The 20,935-nt window shown below is 40.2% G+C and carries 19 protein-coding genes and 2 other annotated features; all 19 genes read left to right on the forward strand.

The features are described from left to right. Positions 1 to 84: 84 nt before the first annotated feature. The 19 genes from E2636_RS00645 (at position 85) to rpoC (ending at position 20,871) form a co-directional block, all read left to right on the forward strand. Entirely contained in the window at positions 85 to 1,164 is a 1,080-nt protein-coding gene (locus E2636_RS00645; RefSeq protein WP_134208108.1) for a PIN/TRAM domain-containing protein, read from the forward strand. 84 nt (positions 1,165 to 1,248) lie between these two features. Further along, positions 1,249 to 1,944, forward strand: coding sequence for a 2-C-methyl-D-erythritol 4-phosphate cytidylyltransferase (ispD, locus tag E2636_RS00650; protein WP_134208110.1), 696 nt, complete (start codon positions 1,249 to 1,251; stop codon positions 1,942 to 1,944). Next, positions 1,945 to 2,421, forward strand: coding sequence for a 2-C-methyl-D-erythritol 2,4-cyclodiphosphate synthase (gene ispF / locus E2636_RS00655; RefSeq protein ID WP_134208112.1), 477 nt, complete (start codon positions 1,945 to 1,947; stop codon positions 2,419 to 2,421). It abuts the gene before it with no gap. Positions 2,422 to 2,477: 56 nt separating this feature from the next. Continuing rightward, on the forward strand, positions 2,478 to 3,941 hold the full coding sequence (gene gltX / locus E2636_RS00660; protein ID WP_134208114.1) for a glutamate--tRNA ligase: 1,464 nt from the start codon (positions 2,478 to 2,480) through the stop codon (positions 3,939 to 3,941). Between the two features lie 65 nt (positions 3,942 to 4,006). After that, positions 4,007 to 4,230: a binding site (T-box leader), on the forward strand. 275 nt (positions 4,231 to 4,505) lie between these two features. Then, positions 4,506 to 5,168 carry a serine O-acetyltransferase gene (gene cysE, locus E2636_RS00665; protein ID WP_134208116.1) on the forward strand — a complete coding sequence of 221 codons (663 nt, stop codon included), beginning with the start codon at positions 4,506 to 4,508 and terminating at the stop codon, positions 5,166 to 5,168. Next, positions 5,165 to 6,565 carry a cysteine--tRNA ligase gene (gene cysS, locus E2636_RS00670; RefSeq protein ID WP_134208118.1) on the forward strand — a complete coding sequence of 467 codons (1,401 nt, stop codon included), beginning with the start codon at positions 5,165 to 5,167 and terminating at the stop codon, positions 6,563 to 6,565. The genes cysE and cysS overlap by 4 nt, the downstream gene beginning before the upstream one ends. Continuing rightward, positions 6,562 to 6,993: a Mini-ribonuclease 3 gene (locus tag E2636_RS00675; RefSeq protein ID WP_017381004.1), complete on the forward strand. Its 432-nt coding sequence runs from the start codon at positions 6,562 to 6,564 to the stop codon at positions 6,991 to 6,993. Before cysS ends, E2636_RS00675 begins: the two co-directional genes overlap by 4 nt. After that, on the forward strand, positions 6,990 to 7,742 hold the full coding sequence (gene rlmB / locus E2636_RS00680) for a 23S rRNA (guanosine(2251)-2'-O)-methyltransferase RlmB (protein ID WP_017381005.1): 753 nt from the start codon (positions 6,990 to 6,992) through the stop codon (positions 7,740 to 7,742). Before E2636_RS00675 ends, rlmB begins: the two co-directional genes overlap by 4 nt. Position 7,743: 1 nt before the next feature. Further along, entirely contained in the window at positions 7,744 to 8,253 is a 510-nt protein-coding gene (locus tag E2636_RS00685) for an NYN domain-containing protein (protein ID WP_134208120.1), read from the forward strand. 71 nt (positions 8,254 to 8,324) lie between these two features. Next, complete coding sequence (gene sigH / locus E2636_RS00690; protein WP_134208122.1) at positions 8,325 to 8,972, forward strand: RNA polymerase sporulation sigma factor SigH; 648 nt, start codon at positions 8,325 to 8,327, stop codon at positions 8,970 to 8,972. Between the two features lie 274 nt (positions 8,973 to 9,246). Continuing rightward, on the forward strand, positions 9,247 to 9,432 hold the full coding sequence (gene secE / locus E2636_RS00695; protein ID WP_017381008.1) for a preprotein translocase subunit SecE: 186 nt from the start codon (positions 9,247 to 9,249) through the stop codon (positions 9,430 to 9,432). Positions 9,433 to 9,536: 104 nt separating this feature from the next. Then, positions 9,537 to 10,070 carry a transcription termination/antitermination protein NusG gene (gene nusG, locus E2636_RS00700; protein WP_017381009.1) on the forward strand — a complete coding sequence of 178 codons (534 nt, stop codon included), beginning with the start codon at positions 9,537 to 9,539 and terminating at the stop codon, positions 10,068 to 10,070. A gap of 172 nt (positions 10,071 to 10,242) precedes the next feature. Continuing rightward, entirely contained in the window at positions 10,243 to 10,668 is a 426-nt protein-coding gene (gene rplK / locus E2636_RS00705) for a 50S ribosomal protein L11 (protein ID WP_036654645.1), read from the forward strand. 113 nt (positions 10,669 to 10,781) lie between these two features. Beyond that, positions 10,782 to 11,483: a 50S ribosomal protein L1 gene (gene rplA, locus E2636_RS00710; protein WP_134208124.1), complete on the forward strand. Its 702-nt coding sequence runs from the start codon at positions 10,782 to 10,784 to the stop codon at positions 11,481 to 11,483. 47 nt (positions 11,484 to 11,530) lie between these two features. Beyond that, positions 11,531 to 11,673: a sequence feature (ribosomal protein L10 leader region), on the forward strand. A 33-nt stretch (positions 11,674 to 11,706) separates the two neighbouring features. Further along, positions 11,707 to 12,207, forward strand: a complete 501-nt coding sequence (rplJ, locus tag E2636_RS00715; protein WP_134208126.1) for a 50S ribosomal protein L10 — start codon at positions 11,707 to 11,709, stop codon at positions 12,205 to 12,207. A gap of 77 nt (positions 12,208 to 12,284) precedes the next feature. Then, positions 12,285 to 12,647, forward strand: a complete 363-nt coding sequence (gene rplL / locus E2636_RS00720; protein ID WP_134208128.1) for a 50S ribosomal protein L7/L12 — start codon at positions 12,285 to 12,287, stop codon at positions 12,645 to 12,647. Between the two features lie 84 nt (positions 12,648 to 12,731). After that, the gene (locus E2636_RS00725; RefSeq protein ID WP_017381014.1) at positions 12,732 to 13,337 is read left to right on the forward strand and encodes a class I SAM-dependent methyltransferase; all 606 of its coding nucleotides are present in this window, start codon (positions 12,732 to 12,734) and stop codon (positions 13,335 to 13,337) included. 235 nt (positions 13,338 to 13,572) lie between these two features. Then, entirely contained in the window at positions 13,573 to 17,124 is a 3,552-nt protein-coding gene (gene rpoB, locus E2636_RS00730) for a DNA-directed RNA polymerase subunit beta (RefSeq protein WP_134208130.1), read from the forward strand. Between the two features lie 144 nt (positions 17,125 to 17,268). Further along, positions 17,269 to 20,871, forward strand: coding sequence for a DNA-directed RNA polymerase subunit beta' (gene rpoC, locus E2636_RS00735; protein ID WP_134208132.1), 3,603 nt, complete (start codon positions 17,269 to 17,271; stop codon positions 20,869 to 20,871). The last annotated feature ends 64 nt before the right edge of the window (positions 20,872 to 20,935 follow it).

The following is a 20,935-nucleotide window of genomic DNA, read 5'->3' on the forward strand; positions in this document are numbered from 1 at the left end:
ATTGCAAATTTTTTTCCATATTCGACCACGCCAAAAAGGTGTTCATAAGTGAAAAGATGTATAATTAAAAAAGGAGGTGGGCTTGTGTTAAAGTGGGTTATTCGAATTACATTTATCTTAATTGGTGGAACGCTCGGGTTACTTTTATTACCGCAATTATACGAACTTATTAATTTATCCTCTAACCCGTGGTTGAACAATCCCTATGTGTCTGTTTTAATAGGGGCCGTTCTTTTGTTTGTCCTTGCAATGTTGATGACTGATTACCTTATTGAGTTTTTAAAATGGATGGAAGATCGATTACTGAATGCGCCTATCGGTGATTTAATGTTTGGAACACTCGGTCTGGTTATTGGGCTCAGTGTCGCATTTCTCCTGAGTTTTGCTGTGGATTCGATTCAATTACCGGTAATTAATTCTATTTTACCCGTATTATTAACGATTATTTTAGGTTATCTTGGTTTTCAAGTCGGCTTTAAAAAGCGTGATGAGATTTCACAAATGTTTACTGCGAGCAGAGCTATTGTAGATAAGAAGAAACAAGACGATAATAATCCTCAAGCGCTTCAACAATCATCTTATAAATTACTAGATACAAGTGTTATTATTGACGGCCGGATTTCGGATATTTCGGCAACCGGATTTATTGAAGGGGTGCTTGTCGTTCCTCAGTTTGTCTTGACTGAACTGCAACATATCGCCGACTCCTCTGATACGTTAAAACGTACGCGTGGGCGCCGTGGTCTTGACATATTAAAGCGACTTCAAACGGAGCGCGCTTCAGCTTTATTGATTACGGAAGAAGATTTTGATGAAGTTCAAGAAGTGGATTTAAAACTAATGCGCCTTGCCAAGAAGATGGGCGGCGTGGTGGTAACGAATGATTTTAACTTAAATAAGGTGTGTGCGTTACATCAAGTACCGGTGTTAAATATTAACGATCTTGCGAATGCGGTGAAGCCAATCGTCATTCCGGGAGAAAATATGCATATTGTGGTCATTAAAGATGGTAAAGAACAAAATCAGGGCGTCGCCTACTTAGATGATGGCACGATGATTGTCGTAGAGGATGGCAGAGCCAATATTGGACAAGCCATTGATGTCGTTGTCACAAGTGTTCTCCAGACATCTGCAGGACGTATGATCTTTGCAAAAAGGAAGTAAATGAATAGAGGCTGCCATTTCTGTCATCAATGTATGACAGTTGAGGCAGTCTTCTTTTCAATAATGAAAGAGGCGAATACCTACATGAAGTATATCGTTGTATTACCAGCTGCAGGTAGCGGCAAGAGAATGAAGGCTGGGCATAATAAATTATTTCTAACATTACGTGGTAAACCAATTTTAATTCATACGCTAGATGTCTTTGAACAAGATCCTAATTGCATGGCCATTTGGCTCGCAGTAAAACCTGAAGAGCGCACAATCATTCAGAACATGTTGCACAACTATCACATCACGAAGGTAAAAGGTATGCCTGCAGGTGGCGATGAACGTCAGCATAGTGTGTATGCTTGCGTTCTAGCAGCTGATGCTACGACGGGATTAATTCTCGTCCACGATGCAGCAAGGCCTTTCATAGAACCATCTGTTATTACTAAGTTAACACTTAGAGCATATGAAACCGGTGCAGCCATAGCGGGTGTGAAAGCGAAAGATACCATGAAACGAGTGCGTAATCACATTATCGAAGAAACGCTAGACCGTGAACAATTATGGATGATCCAAACACCACAAGCATTCCGTGCTAGCATATTGATAAAAGCGCAGCAACAAGCTGCGCAAGATGGTTTCCTTGGAACCGATGAAGCCATGCTTGTCGAGCGACTGAACATTGCGGTGCATGTAGTGGAAAGTACGTATGACAATGTGAAAATGACGACACAAGAGGATTTATTAATTGGTGAAGCCATCTTACAAAAAAGACAGCAGGAGGAAAACTAAATGTTTCGAGTTGGACAAGGCTTTGATGTACATGAATTTGCAGAGGATCGTCCACTTATTATTGGTGGCGTTACGATTCCCTATGAAAAAGGTTTAATCGGTCATTCAGATGCCGATGTTTTATTACATACCGTGACGGATGCGGCTCTTGGCGCAATTGGTGAAGGTGATATTGGTCGCCACTTTCCAGACACAGACCCTGAATTTAAAGATGCTGATTCAGCGAAGCTACTCGCGTACATTTGGAACATCGTTGAAGAAAAAGGCTACAAATTAGGCAATGTTGATTGCACAATTATTGCTCAAGCACCAAAAATGGCACCCTACATTACTGAAATGCGTGACCGTATAGCGCAGCTTTTACATGCTGAACCGTCTCAAGTAAATGTCAAAGCAACAACGACTGAAAAACTAGGATTTACAGGGCGCGGAGAAGGCATTGCGGCTCAAGCGACAATTTTACTCATTCAAAATTAGCTATGACCTGTGTTAAACTGGACAAAGTTTAGCACATATTCGAGGAGGAACCACACATGACACAAGAAGTTCGTGTACGCTACGCGCCAAGTCCAACAGGAAATTTACATATTGGTGGAGCACGCACCGCATTATTTAACTATTTATATGCACGTCATCACGGCGGCAAATTTATCGTGCGTATTGAAGATACGGACATTGGTCGTAATATTGAAGGTGGCGAACTATCGCAACTTGAGAATTTGAAATGGCTTGGCATTGACTATGATGAGTCGGTCGATATTGGCGGACCATATGCACCATACCGTCAAATGGAGCGTCTTGATATATACAAAAAGCATGCACAAGAAATGCTTGAAAATGGCCATGCATATAAATGTTTCTGTACAACTGAAGAGTTGGAAGCGGTTAAAGATGCACAAAAAGCTAGAGGTATTGCCGCACCGATGTACAATGGTGCGTGCCGTAACTTAACTAAAGAAGAAGTTGCGGAAAAAGAAGCTGCAGGACTTTCGTATACAATTCGTATGCGCGTTCCAGCTGAAGTAACGTATACATTTGAAGATTTAGTTCGTGGTTCAGTTTCATTTGAATCAAAAGACGTGGGTGACTGGGTGATTGTAAAAGCAAGTGGTATTCCTACTTACAACTTCGCGGTTGTATTAGATGATCATTTCATGAAAATCACACATGTTTTCCGTGGAGAAGAACATTTATCAAATACACCAAGACAAATGATGGTATTCCAATCATTTGGTTGGGAAGCTCCACGTTATGGACATATGACGTTAATCATTAACGAAAACCGTAAAAAATTGTCGAAACGTGACGAATCTATCATTCAATTCGTGACGCAATATAAAGATTTGGGTTACCTCCCTGAAGCAATGTTTAATTTCTTTGCACTTCTTGGTTGGTCTCCTGAAGGGGAAGATGAGATTTTCTCGAAAGAAGATCTTATTCGCTTGTTTGATGTTAACCGTTTATCTAAATCTCCATCGATGTTTGATAAACAAAAATTAACATGGACGAATAACCAATATGTGAAGCAACTTTCACTGGAAGAAGTAGTTGATCTTGCATTGCCTCATCTACAAAAAGCAGGTCGTTTACCAGCAACGTTGACAGCAGAAGAAAAGCAATGGGCAACTGGCGTCATCTCTCTTTACCATGATCAAATGAGTTTCGGTGCTGAAATTACTGAGCTAACTGACCTATTCTTTAAAGATGAACTGACATATGATGAAGAAGCGTCTGCCATTTTAGCTGGTGAGCAAGTTCCAGAAGTTATGGCGTCATTCAAAACACAATTGGAACAATTAGAAGTGTTTGAACCAGCAGAAATTAAAGCGGCAGTTAAGGCTGTTCAAAAAGAAACTGGACACAAAGGCAAGAACCTATTCATGCCAATTCGTGTAGTCACAACAGGTCAATCACACGGTCCAGAATTGCCGAACGCTATTTCGTTAATTGGCAAAGTTAAAGTAATAGCTCGCGTAGAGAAGTACACGAAACAATAAGTTTGACTTTCAAACATGATGGTGTAAGAATTAATCTATCATTTGATTAAGCAAATACAAAATATTCAAAAGCTTTGATGAGGAGAAGTACATAAGGCGCGCTCTTTAGAGAGGACCACCACTGGCTGAAAGTGGTCTGAGCAAAAGCACTATGGAAATGCACCTCTGAGCGCTCAGCTGAACCTATTAGTAAGCGAGCCGTATCGTCACGTTATAGACGCCAAGTGGGAAGGGTCGCAACATACTCCTTCCAATCAGAGTGGAACCGCGCCATTATAGCGTCTCTGTCAGTTACTGACAGGGGCGCTTTTTAGTTTGTGCAAGAAAATAAGATTGAACCCTAAATGCACAGCTATGCAGTAACGACATCATGACCCTCCAAAGGGGGCACTAGCTCATCTTAAACATAGGCGAGTTATCCAACTTGAAAAGAGTGTTGTCTCAGCAAGTTAACAGGGGTGTGAGAAGTGTTTGAGTGATAAGTCGTCAGTTTGAGCGATAAATACTTCACAAGCGAAATATCAATAACAAACTAAGTAAATAGAAAATATAGGAGGACTGATGATGTTCGGTCGAATGAAAGAAGATATAGAAGTTGTTTTTGAACAAGATCCCGCCGCAAGACGTGCACTTGAAGTGGTGCTGACTTATTCGGGCTTACATGCAGTTTGGTCACACAGAATTGCTCATGCCCTTTTTAAACGGAAATTCTTTTTCCTTGCACGCGTCGTATCACAAGTCAGTCGTTTTTTCACTGGAATCGAAATTCATCCAGGTGCAAAGATTGGACGTCGCTTCTTTATTGACCACGGAATGGGTGTGGTCATTGGTGAAACATGTGAAATAGGAAATAACGTGACGATTTTCCAGGGAGTAACACTCGGTGGAACCGGGAAAGAACGAGGCAAACGACATCCTACATTACACGATAATGTGTTAGTTGCATCAGGAGCAAAAGTACTCGGGGCGATTACTATTGGCGAGAACAGCAAAGTCGGTGGAGGCTCGGTTGTATTAAAAGATGTACCACCTAATTCTACCGTTGTAGGAATTCCAGGAACGGTTGTTGTACAAGATGGTATAAAAGTGAATCGAAACTGGGATCACCAAGATATGCCGGATCCAGTTGGCGATAAATGTAATATGCTAGAAGAGAAAATTGCGATTTTGCAAGACCAAGTTGCGCATTTAAATCAACAGATTAAAAAGGAGCGAAACGTAAAATGAGCATTCATATTTACAACACTTTAACTCGCCAAAAAGAACCATTTATCCCGCTTGAAGAAGGCAAGGTAAAAATGTATGTGTGTGGACCAACCGTTTACAATTACATTCACATTGGAAATTCAAGACCGGTCATCGTTTATGATACCGTGCGTCGTTATTTAACGTACCGTGGATATGAAGTTAATTTCGTTTCAAATTTCACAGATGTAGACGATAAAATAATCAGAACTGCAAACGAACTTGGTGAAGAAGTATCTGAATTGACTGACCGTTTTATCGCCGCTTACCATGAAGATATAAGTGCACTGGGTTGCCAAAAAGCAGATGCACATCCACGCGTAACTGAACATATGGATGACATTATTGAATTTATCGGAGTATTAATTGAAAAAGGCTATGCGTATGAATCGCAAGGCGACGTCTATTACCGCACACGAAAGTTTGATGGCTACGGCAAATTGTCTCATCAATCTGTAGATGATTTGAAGATTGGCGCGCGCATTGAAACTGGAGAAAAGAAAGATGATGCACTTGATTTTGCTTTATGGAAAGATGCAAAACCAGGTGAAATTTCCTGGGAAAGTCCTTGGGGCAAAGGGCGTCCGGGTTGGCATATCGAGTGTTCTGTGATGGCTCGTGAACTACTAGGCGACACCATTGACATTCATGCAGGTGGCCAAGATCTAACGTTCCCTCATCATGAGAATGAAATTGCGCAGTCGGAAGCCTATACAGGCAAACAGTTTGCTCGTTATTGGATGCATAATGGCTATATTAATATTGATAATGAAAAAATGTCGAAGTCGCTAGGTAACTTCGTGTTAGTGAAAGACATTCGTCAACAAATTGACCCACAAGTGTTGCGATTCTTTATGTTGTCGGTTCAATACCGTCACCCGATTAATTTCTCACAAGAGCTTGTAGAAAATGCTGAAAATGGTTTAGCACGTATTCGGACGTCGTATGCCAATTTATCACATCGACTTGATACATCGCCTGAACTTGGTGACCACAAAGATATATGGGTTAACAAAATCGAAGAAGTTCGTAAGCAGTTTATAACGTCAATGGACGATGATTTTAATACAGCTAACGGAATTGCTGCGTTATTTGAACTAGCAGGCTTAGCAAATCTATATTTAATAGAAAAACATACAGAAGCAAGCGTACTTTCAGTATTCATGGACACATTAAAAGAACTTGCGTTTATCTTAGGTATTGAAGTAGAAGTAAAATCACTAGTTCTAGATGCAGAAATTGACTTGCTGATTGAAGAAAGAATACAAGCGAGAAAAGACAAAGATTTCGCCCGAGCAGATGCCATCCGAGATCAATTAAAAGAACTGAATATAATATTGGAAGACACGGCGCAAGGAATACGTTGGAAACGCGGATGAACAAAGACTATTCACTGCGCGTTGAAGATGTAAAACAATTAAACGCACTCGCACTTGCGTATATGGGCGACGCGGTTCTTGAACAAGCGGTTCGAGAACACTTAATTCGTTCAGGGCGAGTCAGACCAAATACATTACACAAAGAATCGACCAAATATGTATCTGCAAAAGCACAAGCTTCAGTTGTACGTGTGTTACTATCTGAAAAATTTTTGACCGAAGAAGAGGAAGCGGTGCTTAGACGAGGGCGTAATGCAAAGTCTGGCTCCACTCCCAAAAATACAGACGTGCTAACGTATAAATTTAGCACAGCATATGAAGCGGTTCTTGGAAGTCTATACTTGTCGGGAGACTTCGATCGTGTTCGTGAAATCATTGAAAAAACCATTACTATTATTGAAGAACCGAAAGGAGAAACAACATCGTGACTGAATTAAACAATGAAATTTTATCAGGAAAAAACCCAGTATTAGAAGCACTTCGTTCTGGCCGTGATATGAACAAAGTTTGGATTGCGGAAGGCGTTAAAAAAACGGGGATTGATGAGATATTACAACTAGCAAAAGAAGCAGGTATTATCGTCCAGTTTGTGCCGAAAAATAAAATAGATCAACTGACAGATGGCGCAACTCACCAAGGAATTGCGGCATCAGTTGCCGCTTACCGTTATGCAGAAATTGACGAGATTTTTGAACTTGCAGCTGCACGCAATGAAGATCCATTCTTTTTGATATTAGATGAATTAGAGGATCCTCATAACCTAGGATCTATATTGCGAACGGCAGATGCGACAGGTGTTCACGGGGTCATTATTCCAAAACGTCGAGCAGTTGGACTAACGGCAGTTGTTGCTAAAACATCTACAGGTGCGATTGAGCATATTCCGGTTGTGCGTGTTGGGAATTTAGTGCAAACCGTTGAAGACTTGAAAAAACGTGGCTTATGGATTGCAGGAACAGATGCAAAAGGATCAGCTGATTATCGTCGTATGGATGCAAAATTGCCACTTGCTATTATCATTGGAAGTGAAGGAAAAGGGATGAGTCGACTCTTAACAGAAAAATGCGACTTCCTCTATCACATGCCTATGGTTGGGAAAGTGACATCATTAAACGCATCTGTTGCAGCTGCCATCTTGATGTATGAAGTGTTACGCAACCGTCAGCCAGTAAGCTAAGATGGATATTTTACTCGTCGATGGGTATAACATTATCGGCGCATGGAAAGAGCTACGTGCTTTGAAGACGGACAAGCTCATAGACGCAAGAGACCGTCTGATTGAAATGATGGCGGAGTACAAAGCATATACGGGGTGGAGAGTCATCGTGGTATTTGATGCGCATCTCGTCCCGGGTATTGAAAAAAAGAAAAAACAATACGATGTAGAAGTGATTTTCACAGGAAAAAATGAAACAGCAGATGAGCGTATTGAAAAATTAACAAATCAGCTCAAGACACGACGTGATCAAATACATGTCGCAACATCAGATATGACTGAACAATGGGTCATCTTTGCACATGGTGCGCTAAGAATATCAGCCCGCGAACTAGAAATTGAAATGGAATTGGTACAAGCGAATATCACCAAACAAATCAAGTCTATTCAAGAACAACGACCGTATTCGAAAATAAATCTTCCTGATGAAATTGCGGAAATTTTCGAAAAATGGCGAAGAGGAATAAAATGAGCCGTTGACGCTCGTTTTCCACTTCCTGTATACTAGGGACTAAACTAAGCAAACCGGCCGAGGTGATACTGTTGATAAAAAGTAACCATGTACACGTTAAGCTGCAATTTGACAAATTACTAGACGACGAGCTTGTGGAACTGGTCCACAATGGGGATACGGACGCTCTGGATTTTTTAATAACCAAATATCGTTCATTTGTACGCATGAAAGCAAGATCTTACTTTTTAATCGGAGCTGATAAAGAAGATATCATTCAAGAAGGAATGATTGGTCTTTACAAGTCGATTCGTGATTTTAGAGGAGATAAACTTTCATCATTTCGTGCATTTGCAGAACTTTGCATCACACGCCAAATTATTACCGCTATCAAAACGGCTACACGTCAAAAGCATATTCCGCTAAATTCTTATGTATCTTTGGATAAACCAATTTTTGATGAAGAATCAGATCGGACTTTAATGGATATGATAACCAATTCAACTATTGACGATCCTGAAAAACTCTTAATTAATCGAGAAGATTTCAATTACATGGAAGAAAAGATGGATGAAATACTGAGTGAATTGGAACGTCAAGTTCTCGCGTTGTATTTAGATGGACAGTCATATCACGAAATTTCTGAAGAATTAAATCGTCATGTAAAATCGATTGATAATGCATTGCAACGAGTGAAGCGCAAACTAGAGCATCACATTGAAATTGGCGGCGTTCATTAGGAGCATACTTTTGGCTGTTGTTGACAGTCTAAACAGTAGATGATAGTCTTTAAAAAGACAAATGTTAATTATAAATAAGATAAAATGGCTGAAATAGTCATCTTAGGTTGTTTGCAACGTGGTTCGCGAAATATATAGTTCCTGCTTCGGAAGAAGTGTCTAGTGAGCGTTCTAGAACGATAAAAGTTTTGCGGAATTTGCAAAGCGCAAAGAGTTCTTAAGCAAACGTTGTTAGAATAAACATAGATATTTTTACTCGGAGGGTTAAAACAGAATGGCTAATATCGGTGGTTTCCTTGGTAAAGTTGTCTCAGAAATGAGAAAAGTTAGCTGGCCTAAACGTAAAGAATTGACTCGTTATACAGTCATCGTTCTTACGACGGTCGTTGTTATGGCATTATATTTCTCTGTAATTGACTTGGGAATTTCTAGTGTACTTCGCTGGTTCCTTGCACTATAATTTGATAACAGATAGTACTTGTTGAAAATAGCCCGTCAGAAACTGAGAACGGGTTTTTTCATTTGTCTAAGAAAGGGAGGGACGGACGAACAGTCCTGCTACTTATGGAAAAGAATTGGTATGTTGTACACACATATTCTGGGTACGAGAACAAAGTAAAAGCAAATCTTGAAAAGCGTGTCGAAACTATGGGCATGTCAGATTTAATCTTCCGCGTCATTATCCCGGAAGAAGAAGAAACGGATTTTAAAGATGGTAAAAAACGCACAGTTATGCGTAAAACGTTCCCCGGATATGTTCTAGTTGAGATTATAATGACGGACGATTCTTGGTACGTAGTACGTAATACTCCAGGTGTTACTGGATTTATCGGTTCTTCAGGTGGCGGCGCGAAGCCAACACCATTATTAGACGAAGAAGTAGAATTCATCTTAAAACAAATGGGTATGACAGAACGTAGACTTGAAGGTCAATATACAATAGGCGAATTGGTTGAAGTTTTAGAAGGGCCATTTGCAAACTTCCAAGGAAAAGTGGAAGAAATTGATGAGACGAAGGGCAAGTTGAAAGTTTCTGTTGATATGTTTGGTCGCGAAACAAAAATGGAACTTGACTTCGATCAAGTTACCAAAATATAAATTTGCGATAGCTACTTGATTAAATTTTAGAAAAATGGTATTATTTCAAAGGTCAGACTGATTTTGTGAAAGTCTGAAAAAATTTAGCTTACGTTCAGCTACTAGCTGACACAGATATTGAGTGGGAGGGGCAACCCTATTACCACATCACGGACTTAAGGAGGTGTGTCTCGTGGCTAAAAAAGTTACTAAGGTAGTAAAATTACAAATACCTGCTGGTAAAGCAAATCCAGCACCGCCGGTTGGTCCAGCATTGGGTCAAGCAGGTGTTAATATTATGGGATTCTGTAAAGAGTTCAATGCACGTACGGCTGATCAAGCCGGACTAATTATCCCAGTTGAAATTTCTGTATTTGAAGACCGTTCATTTACATTCATTACAAAAACTCCACCTGCAGCAGTATTACTTAAAGTGGCGGCTGGAATTCAGTCAGGTTCTGGTGAACCAAACCGCAAAAAAGTTGCAACGGTGAAGCGTGATAAAGTTCGCGAAATCGCTGAACAAAAAATGCCAGATCTAAACGCAGCATCAGTTGAAGCAGCAATGTTGATGGTTGAAGGTACTGCGCGCAGCATGGGTATTACAATCGAAGATTAATCCCTTCACTTGTATTGCATTAGTTTTGGAGGGTTGCGATTGTCTTTTAGACACGCAACCCTTATTCGTGGGAGGGTAATTCCGTTAAAACCACATAAGGAGGTCATTTTACAATGGCGAAAAAAGGTAAAAAACTACAAGAAGCATCTAAATTAATAGATCGCACAAAAGCTTACACAGCTACAGAAGCAATTGATCTTGCTAAAAAAACTAGTGGTGTTAACTTTGATGCAACAGTTGAAGTAGCATTCAAATTAGGTATCGACACACGTAAAAATGACCAACAAATCCGTGGAGCAGTTGTGCTTCCAAACGGAACTGGTAATACTCAACGTGTTTTAGTTTTCGCTAAAGGCGAAAAATTAAAAGAAGCAGAAGCTGCTGGCGCTGACTATTTTGGCGATACAGAGTACATCAACAAAATCCAACAAGGATGGTTTGACTTCGATGTAATCGTAGCTACTCCAGACATGATGGGTGAAGTTGGTAAATTAGGTCGTGTTTTAGGACCAAAAGGCTTAATGCCGAACCCTAAAACAGGAACTGTAACTTTCGACGTAACGAAAGCAATCGGAGAAATCAAGGCTGGTAAAGTTGAGTACCGTGCTGATAAAGCTGGTATCATTCACGCGCCAATCGGTAAAGTTTCTTTCGAAGATGACAAGTTAGTTGAAAACTTCTTAGCAGTATTTGATGTTGTTCAAAAAGCTAAACCAGCTGCAGCTAAAGGAACATACATGAAGTCTGTTAATGTTACAACAACGATGGGTCCATCTGTAAAAGTGGATTCTTCAAGTGTAAAAGTTAGCAAATAAGATTGACAGTTTAAAATATATTTGTTAAGATATATTTTGTTGTAAATAATTATTTGTAATTTGTACCGTAGACAGTAGGGGCGACTTGTCGCATAATGATCCTACCGAGGACATGCATTCAGAATCTTTTTAAAGATGACGTTTCAGCCCCTGGTCTATTTAATAGTCCGGGGGCTTTTCTTTTGGCGGTATAAATGACTCATTCTAATTAGGAGGTGTCAAGATGAGCAAAGTTATGGAATTTAAACAAGTTCGCGTTGAAGAGATTACTGAAAAATTCAAAGGTGCTGCAACTGCTGTAGTAGTTAACTACCGTGGATTAAACGTTACTCAAATCACAGAACTTCGTAAACAACTTCGTGAAGCAGGTGTTGAGTTCAAAGTGTACAAAAACACAATGACTCGCCGTGCGGTTGAAGCTGCAGGTCTTGAAGGCTTGAATGATAGTCTTACAGGTCCAAACGCAATTGCGTTTTCAACAGAAGACGTAGTAGCGCCAGCGAAAATCCTTAACGATTTCGCTAAAAAGAACGAAAAGCTTGAAATTAAAGCTGGTGTGATTGAAGGTTTAGTCGCTACTGCTGACGATATTAAAGCACTTGCAGAACTTCCTTCTCGTGAAGGTTTGTTGTCAATGCTATTAAGCGTTCTTCAAGCTCCAATGCGCAACTTCGCGCTTGCAACTAAAGCTGTTGCAGAACAAAAAGAAGAGCAAGGCGCGTAATTCGTTACACGGCTTAGCTTTTTAACCCCTGGGTTTAACCCAAACAAAAAAATTATTCCTATTAGGAGGAACATACAATGAACAACACTCAAATCCTTGAAGCAATCAAAGGTATGACAGTTCTTGAATTAAACGACTTAGTAAAAGCAATCGAAGAAGAATTTGGCGTAACAGCTGCTGCACCAATGGCTATGGCTGCTGGTGGCGGTGCTGCTGCTGAAGAAGAGCAAACTGAATTTGATGTAATCCTTACTGCAATCGGCGATGCAAAAATCAAAGTAATCAAAGCAGTTCGTGAAATCACTGGTTTAGGTCTTAAAGAAGCTAAAGAAGTTGTAGATAACGCTCCTAAAGCTATTAAAGAAGCTGTAACTAAAGAAGAAGCAGAAGAAATCAAAGCTAAACTTGCTGAAGTTGGCGCAACAGTAGAAGTTAAGTAATTTTAACAATTAGTATTGGAAAGCCCGTCACTTAATACCGGCGGGCTTTTTCTTCATTTAGGTAACAGGTTGGAGGGTGTCCCGATGGCTGAGCATTATTATTCAAAAAAACCTCAAGCACAAAGTAAACCCAAATCATGGAGTTCCACACTGCGTGGTGAGCTATTTCATTTTGAAACTGATACAGGGGTTTTTAGCAAAAGCGAGGTAGATTTTGGCTCCCGTGTTTTAATTGATACGTTTGTGACGCCAGTAATTGATGGACCTGTACTAGATGTGGGTTGTGGGTATGGACCCATTGGGTTATCCATTGCCAAAACCGAAACAAATCGTACAATTCACATGGTGGACATTAATGAACGTGCAGTAGAACTTTCGCGCAAAAATGCGGAAGGTAACGGGGTACAAAATGTACGAATCTATGAAAGTGATGGTTTAACCGATGTTACGGAAACTGACTTTGCGGCAATTTTAACAAACCCGCCGATTCGTGCTGGAAAACAAACGATTTTTCGTTTTTATATAGATGCCTATGCGAAATTATGTGTGGGTGGAGAATTGTGGGTTGTCATTCAGAAGAAACAAGGAGCTCCATCAACTTTCGATCGATTAGAAGAGATTTTCGGTCAAGTTGAAGTAGTAAATAAGGTAAGAGGTTACTGGATCATGAAGGCTGAGAAAGTCAACTGATTATTGACTTGACAAAATCGCTATGATATTATAACAAAATGCAGAAATATTATTTTGCGGTCGTATGTCCTTTTGTATAAAGTTAATTTATAAGTGGGTATACTTACCAAGAATAAATGTAGTTAACCGAAAATGAGCTCTTATGGATCTCGTTTTATTTTTGTCTTTTCGACATCATACACTAAATATGCTGTATCGAAAAGTCCTAATATTGCTTTATTGAGGGGTGAATGAGTTGGCAGGTCAACTAGTTCAGTATGGACAACACCGCCAGCGTAGAAGTTTTGCGCGTATTAAAGAGGTGCTGGAGCTTCCGAATTTAATAGAAATTCAAACAGCATCTTATGAATGGTTCCTTGAAGAAGGTTTGCGTGAAATGTTCCGAGACATTTCTCCTATTACGGACTTCACAGGTAATCTTTCACTAGAATTCATTGATTATACATTAGGTGATCCTAAGTATCCGGTCGATGAGTCTAAAGAACGTGATGTAACTTACGCAGCACCACTTCGCGTAAAAGTACGTCTTCATAATAAAGAATCAGAAGAAGTGAAAGAACAAGATGTCTTCATGGGCGATTTCCCGCTTATGACTGAAACAGGTACTTTCGTTATTAACGGTGCTGAGCGCGTAATCGTTTCACAGTTAGTTCGTTCACCAAGTGTTTATTTCCACGATAAGACAGATAAAAATGGTAAAAAAGGTTTTGGAGCAACGGTTATTCCAAACCGTGGCGCATGGTTAGAATATGAAATTGATGCAAAAGACGTAGTCTATGTGCGTATTGATCGCACACGTAAATTGCCTGTAACGGTTCTTATACGTGCACTTGGTTTTGATACTGATCAAGAAATTATCGACCTTATTGGTGATAATGAATACCTTCAAAATACGCTTGAAAAAGATCATACAGAGAGCGCGGATAAAGCGTTGCTCGAAATTTATGAACGTCTTCGTCCGGGTGAGCCGCCAACAGTTGAAAGCGCGAAAAGTCTGTTGTACTCACGTTTCTTCGACCCAAAACGCTATGATTTAGCTAATGTTGGGCGCTATAAAATGAACAAAAAACTGCATATCAAAAATCGTTTGCTTAACCAAACGCTTGCTGAAACACTGGTTGATCCTGAAACTGGTGAAATCTTAGCTGAAAAAGGTGCAGTAATTGATCGTCGTTTACTCGACCGTTTAATTCCACATCTTGAGAATGGAATAGGATTCCGTACAATATCTCAAGTCGGTGGCGTTTTAGATGGCGACATCACGTTGCAATCAATTAAAATATATGCTCCAAATAATGAATCACAACAAGAAATTAATGTTATCAGCAATGCTTATATAGAAGATGCTATTAAAAACATCACACCTGCTGACATTATTTCTTCTGTTGGTTACTTCTTTAATCTACTTTACAAAGTCGGCTTCACAGATGACATTGATCATCTTGGTAACCGTCGTTTACGTTCAGTAGGTGAGTTATTACAAAACCAATTCCGTATTGGTCTTTCTCGTATGGAACGTGTTGTACGTGAGCGTATGTCTATCAATGACACACAATCAATCGTGCCACAACAATTGATCAATATCCGTCCGGTTATTGCTTCAATGAAAGAGTTCTTTGGTAGCTCTCAGTTGTCTCAGTTCATGGATCAAACAAATCCGCTTGCTGAATTGACACACAAACGTCGTCTATCGGCACTAGGACCCGGTGGTTTAACGCGTGAACGCGCAGGCTTTGAAGTGCGTGACGTTCATTACTCTCACTATGGCCGTATGTGTCCGATTGAAACGCCTGAGGGTCCAAACATTGGATTGATTAACTCACTTTCAAGTTTCGCGAAAGTGAACAAATTCGGATTTATTGAAACACCTTACCGTCGTGTTGATCATGAGAAGGGTGTTGTAACAACTCGCATTGACTATTTAACAGCTGATGAAGAAGATAACTATGTAGTAGCGCAAGCTAACACACGTCTATCTGACACAGGTGAATTTATCGATGAGGAAGTTGTTGGCCGTTTCCGTGGAGATAACACGGTATTCAAACGTACGTTAATCGATTATATGGATGTTTCGCCGAAACAAGTAGTTTCTGCTGCAACTGCGTGTATCCCATTCTTAGAAAACGATGACTCCAACCGTGCCCTTATGGGTGCGAACATGCAACGTCAAGCAGTTCCATTGTTAAACCCTGAAGCTCCTTTCGTAGGAACAGGTATGGAACATGTGAATGCGCGTGATTCTGGAGCTGCCGTAATTGCTAAGTATGTTGGGATTGTTGAACATGTAGAAGCAAGAGAAATTCGAGTTCGTCGAATTGAAGAAATCGATGGCAAAGAAGTTAAAGGCGATTTAACAAAATATAAATTACAAAAATTCCTTCGTTCAAATCAAGGGACTAGCTATAACCAACGACCACTTGTACAAGTGGGAGAACGCGTAAAACCACTTGACATTCTTGCAGACGGTCCTTCAATGGAACGTGGAGAGATGGCACTTGGACGTAATGTACTTGTTGCATTCATGACGTGGGACGGCTACAACTATGAAGATGCAGTTATCATGAGTGAACGTCTTGTAAAAGATGATGTTTACACATCTGTTCATATTGAAGAATATGAATCAGAATCTCGTGATACGAAACTTGGACCTGAAGAAATCACACGTGACATTCCGAACGTTGGGGAAGAAGCGCTTCGTAACTTAGATGAGCGTGGAATCATCCGCATCGGTGCTGAAGTTCGCGATGGCGATATCTTAGTGGGTAAAGTAACGCCTAAAGGGGTTACTGAGTTAACGGCTGAAGAGCGACTGTTACATGCAATCTTTGGTGAAAAAGCGCGTGAAGTTCGTGATACTTCTCTTCGTGTACCTCATGGTGCAAGCGGAATTATCTTGGACGTTAAAGTGTTTAATCGTGAAGACGGCGACGAGCTTCCACCTGGTGTGAATCAACTCGTTCGTGCATACATCGTTCAAAAACGTAAAATCTCTGTAGGGGATAAAATGGCTGGACGTCATGGTAACAAAGGTGTTATCTCACGTATTCTTCCAGAAGAAGATATGCCATTTATGCCAGACGGCACACCTGTAGATGTAATGCTTAACCCTCTTGGGGTTCCATCTCGTATGAACATCGGTCAAGTATTGGAACTACACTTAGGTATGGCTTCTAGAAAACTTGGCATTCATATGGCGTCACCAGTATTTGATGGTGCCAATGAAGCAGACGTTTGGGGTACGATGGAAGAAGCTGGTATGAATCGTGACGGTAAAACTACATTGTATGATGGCCGCTCAGGCGAACCATTCGACAACCGTGTATCTGTAGGTATCATGTATATGATTAAGTTAGCCCACATGGTTGACGATAAATTACATGCACGTTCAACTGGACCTTACTCTCTTGTTACGCAACAACCACTTGGTGGTAAAGCACAATTTGGTGGACAGCGTTTCGGAGAGATGGAAGTATGGGCACTTGAAGCATATGGTGCTGCTTACACACTTCAAGAAATCTTGACAGTTAAATCCGATGATGTTGTGGGTCGTGTGAAAACATACGAAGCAATTGTTAAAGGTGAGAGTGTACCAGAACCAGGTGTTCCGGAATCTTTCAAAGTATTAATTAAAGAACTTCAAAGTTTAGGTATGGACGTTAAGATGCTATCAATTGACGACGAAGAAATAGAATTGCGTGATTTGGATGAAGAAGACGATCTTCAACCAGCTGACGCGCTTAATATTCTACCAATGACAGAGAAATCACCAGTAGGTTCAGCCGAGTAGGTTGCCTATAAGGTATATATAAATGCAAGTAAAGAAATAAGGGCAGGCCTTCTTACCTGCCCGAATTTCCATTTTTAAAAAGTTATCCGCCTGAGCTAAGTGGATAAAGTCTTTAAAAGACCCAGACTAAGGGAGGTAGGCTCCTTGATAGACGTTAATAATTTTGAGTACATGAAGATTGGTTTAGCATCTCCAGACAAGATTCGTTCTTGGTCTTATGGTGAAGTAAAGAAGCCTGAAACGATTAACTACCGTACACTTAAACCTGAAAAAGATGGTTTGTTCTGTGAGCGCATTTTCGGTCCAACAAAGGACTGGGAATGTCATTGTGGTAAGTATAAGCGTGTTCGTTATAAAGGCGTTGTTTGTGATCGTTGTGGCGTAGAAGTTACACGTTCAAAAGTTCGTCGTGAACGCATGGGTCACATTGAATTAGCGGCTCCTGTAACACATATTTGGTATTTCAAAGGTATTCCAAGTCGAATGGGACTAATTTTAGATATGTCTCCGCGTTCTTTAGAAGAAGTGATTTACTTTGCATCTTATGTAGTAGTAGATCCTGCAAATACGCCACTTGAGCGTAAGCAGCTTTTGTCTGAAAAAGAATATCGTGCTTATCGTGAAAAATATGGCAAGAAATTTTATGCAGCAATGGGTGCTGAAGCAATTAAACGTCTTCTTCAAGATCTTGATCTTGAAAAAGAAACAGAAGTGCTGAAGGAAGAACTTAAAACTGCAGCTGGTCAACGACGTACTCGTGCGATTAAGCGTTTAGAAGTAGTTGAGTCATTCCGTAACTCTGGTAATAAACCTGATTGGATGGTTTTAGACGTCCTTCCAGTAATACCTCCAGAAATACGCCCAATGGTTCAATTAGATGGTGGCCGTTTTGCTACTTCAGATTTAAATGATTTGTATCGTCGTGTTATCAACCGTAATAACCGTTTAAAACGTTTACTTGACCTTGGTGCTCCAAGTATCATCGTTCAAAACGAAAAACGTATGTTACAAGAAGCTGTTGATGCTTTGATTGATAATGGTCGTCGTGGTCGCCCAGTTACAGGACCAGGTAATCGTCCATTGAAATCACTGTCACATATGTTAAAAGGGAAACAAGGTCGTTTCCGTCAAAACTTACTTGGTAAACGTGTTGACTACTCTGGTCGTTCGGTTATCGTTGTAGGTCCAAACTTAAAAATGTATCAATGTGGACTTCCAAAAGAAATGGCAATTGAATTATTCAAACCATTTGTTATGAAGGAACTTGTTGAACGTGGCTTAGCTCACAACATTAAGAGCGCGAAACGTAAAATTGAGCGTATGCATTCGGAAGTTTGGGATGTATTAGAAGACGTCATTAAGGAGCATCCGGTTTTATTAAACCGCGCACCGACGCTTCATAGACTAGGTATTCAAGCATTCGAACCTACATTAGTAGAAGGTCGTGCGATTCGTCTTCACCCTCTTGTATGTACAGCTTATAACGCTGACTTCGATGGTGACCAAATGGCTGTTCACGTACCTTTATCAGCAGAAGCGCAAGCTGAAGCTCGTTTACTTATGCTAGCTGCACAAAACATTTTAAACCCGAAAGATGGTAAGCCAGTTGTTACACCATCTCAAGATATGGTTTTAGGTAACTATTACTTAACGCTTGAGCGTAAAGGTGCAACAGGAGAAGGTTCATCATTCTACGGTCCAAATGAAGTGTTGATTGCTTATCAAAACGGTAATGCGCATTTGCATACACGTATTGGGATTTTAGCAGGTTCATTGAACAACCAAACATTCACTGCAGAACAAAACAAGATGTTGTTATTGACTACAGTCGGAAAAGTTATTTTCAATGAGATTTTACCTGAATCATTCCCGTATATTAACGAACCAACGGACTTCAACCTTCAAGTTGAAACACCGTCTAAATATTTTGTTCCAACAACGACAAATGTACGAGAACATATTGCTGGCATGGAACTTGTATCACCGTTCAAAAAGCCGATTCTTGGAAATATCATCGCTGAAGTGTTTAAACGTTTCCATATTACTGAAACGTCGAAAATGCTTGATCGCATGAAAAATCTAGGTTTCAAATACTCTACTAGAGCTGGTATTACAATTGGTATCTCTGATATCGTGGTACTTCCAGATAAAGGTGAAGTTTTGGAAGAGGCTCAAGATAAAGTTGATAAAGTACTTAAGCAATTCCGTCGTGGTTTAATTACAGAAGAAGAGCGCTATGATCGTGTTATTTCTTACTGGAGTGCTGCGAAGGACGTTATTCAGGCAAAACTAATGAAATCTCTAGATAATTTAAACCCAATCTTCATGATGAGTGACTCTGGAGCGCGTGGTAACGCATCTAACTTTACTCAACTTGCAGGTATGCGTGGTTTGATGGCCAATCCGGCCGGTCGTATTATCGAGCTTCCAATTAAATCATCATTCCGTGAAGGTTTAACAGTTCTTGAATACTTCATCTCTACTCATGGTGCTCGTAAAGGTCTTGCGGATACAGCACTTAAAACAGCTGACTCAGGTTACTTAACACGTCGATTAGTTGACGTTGCTCAAGATGTTATTGTTCGTGAAGATGAATGCGGAACGGACCGTGGCTTATTGATTGGCGCATTAATGGATGGCACAGAAGTTATTGAAGGATTTGACGAGCGTATTGCTGGTCGTCATACTCGCAAAACAATTTACCATCCAGTAACGAAAAAAGTTATTTTAGAAAAAGATGGTTTAATTACAGAAGACGTAGCTCGCGTTATTTTAGATGTTGGATTCACAGAGCTTACAATTCGTTCTGCATTCACATGTAACACGAAACACGGCGTATGTAAAAAATGTTATGGTACAAACTTAGCGACTGGTGAAAATGTTGAAGTTGGAGAAGCAGTTGGTATAATTGCTGCCCAATCGATCGGTGAGCCAGGTACTCAGTTAACGATGCGTACTTTCCATACAGGTGGGGTAGCCGGGGATGATATTACACAAGGTCTTCCACGTATCCAAGAGATTTTCGAATCTCGTAATCCTAAAGGTCAAGCGGTTATTTCAGAAATTACAGGAGTTATCTCTGCAATTGAAGAAATTCGTGAAGGTCAAAAAGAAATTACAGTTCAAGGTGATGTTGAAACGCGTAAATACCTTGCTCCGTATAATGGTCGTTTGAAAGTTGAACTAAATGACCCAATTAAACGTGGTGAAGTATTAACAGAAGGTTCAATTGATCCGAAAGAATTGTTGAAAGTCAAAGATGTATTAACTGTACAAGTATACTTATTGAAAGAAGTTCAAAAAGTATATCGTATGCAGGGTGTTGAGATCGGTGACAAACATATCGAAGTAATGGTTCGCCAAATGCTTCGTAAAGTGCGTGTTATCGAGGCGGGTGAAACTGAGCTATTACCTGGTTCATTACTCGATATTCACCAATTTGCAGAAGCGAATAAGGAAGCTGTGTTAAGTGGGAAAATCCCTGCTACATGTCGTCCTGTCATTCTTGGTATAACGAAAGCATCTCTTGAAACAGAATCTTTCTTATCAGCAGCATCATTCCAAGAAACTACGCGTGTTTTAACAGACGCGGCAATTAAAGGGAAACGTGATGAACTACTGGGCTTGAAAGAAAACGTAATTATTGGTAAACTAGTTCCAGCTGGTACCGGTATGCAACGTTACCGTCAGATTAAGATTGTTGATCAAAAGAAAAATGATTCTAAAATAACAGTTAACGCTGAATAAATTCAAATCATTCCGGTGGGATTGTAATTCCACGCCCACCGGTATTTTTTCTGTAAGAGGGTTG

The sequence above is a fragment of the Paenisporosarcina antarctica genome (assembly GCF_004367585.1).
GTDB lineage: Bacteria > Bacillota > Bacilli > Bacillales_A > Planococcaceae > Paenisporosarcina > Paenisporosarcina antarctica.

Bases quoted from the DNA above. Each gene is read 5' to 3' on its own strand.
- cysE (WP_134208116.1), top strand. From the start codon at position 4,506: ATGTTCGGTCGAATGAAAGAAGATATAGAAGTTGTTTTTGAACAAGAT.
- E2636_RS00725 (WP_017381014.1), top strand. From the start codon at position 12,732: ATGGCTGAGCATTATTATTCAAAAAAACCTCAAGCACAAAGTAAACCC.
- rplA (WP_134208124.1), top strand. From the start codon at position 10,782: ATGGCGAAAAAAGGTAAAAAACTACAAGAAGCATCTAAATTAATAGAT.
- ispD (WP_134208110.1), top strand. From the start codon at position 1,249: ATGAAGTATATCGTTGTATTACCAGCTGCAGGTAGCGGCAAGAGAATG.
- E2636_RS00675 (WP_017381004.1), top strand. From the start codon at position 6,562: ATGAACAAAGACTATTCACTGCGCGTTGAAGATGTAAAACAATTAAAC.
- cysS (WP_134208118.1), top strand. From the start codon at position 5,165: ATGAGCATTCATATTTACAACACTTTAACTCGCCAAAAAGAACCATTT.
- rplJ (WP_134208126.1), top strand. From the start codon at position 11,707: ATGAGCAAAGTTATGGAATTTAAACAAGTTCGCGTTGAAGAGATTACT.
- ispF (WP_134208112.1), top strand. From the start codon at position 1,945: ATGTTTCGAGTTGGACAAGGCTTTGATGTACATGAATTTGCAGAGGAT.
- secE (WP_017381008.1), top strand. From the start codon at position 9,247: ATGGCTAATATCGGTGGTTTCCTTGGTAAAGTTGTCTCAGAAATGAGA.
- rplL (WP_134208128.1), top strand. From the start codon at position 12,285: ATGAACAACACTCAAATCCTTGAAGCAATCAAAGGTATGACAGTTCTT.
- E2636_RS00685 (WP_134208120.1), top strand. From the start codon at position 7,744: ATGGATATTTTACTCGTCGATGGGTATAACATTATCGGCGCATGGAAA.
- nusG (WP_017381009.1), top strand. From the start codon at position 9,537: ATGGAAAAGAATTGGTATGTTGTACACACATATTCTGGGTACGAGAAC.
- gltX (WP_134208114.1), top strand. From the start codon at position 2,478: ATGACACAAGAAGTTCGTGTACGCTACGCGCCAAGTCCAACAGGAAAT.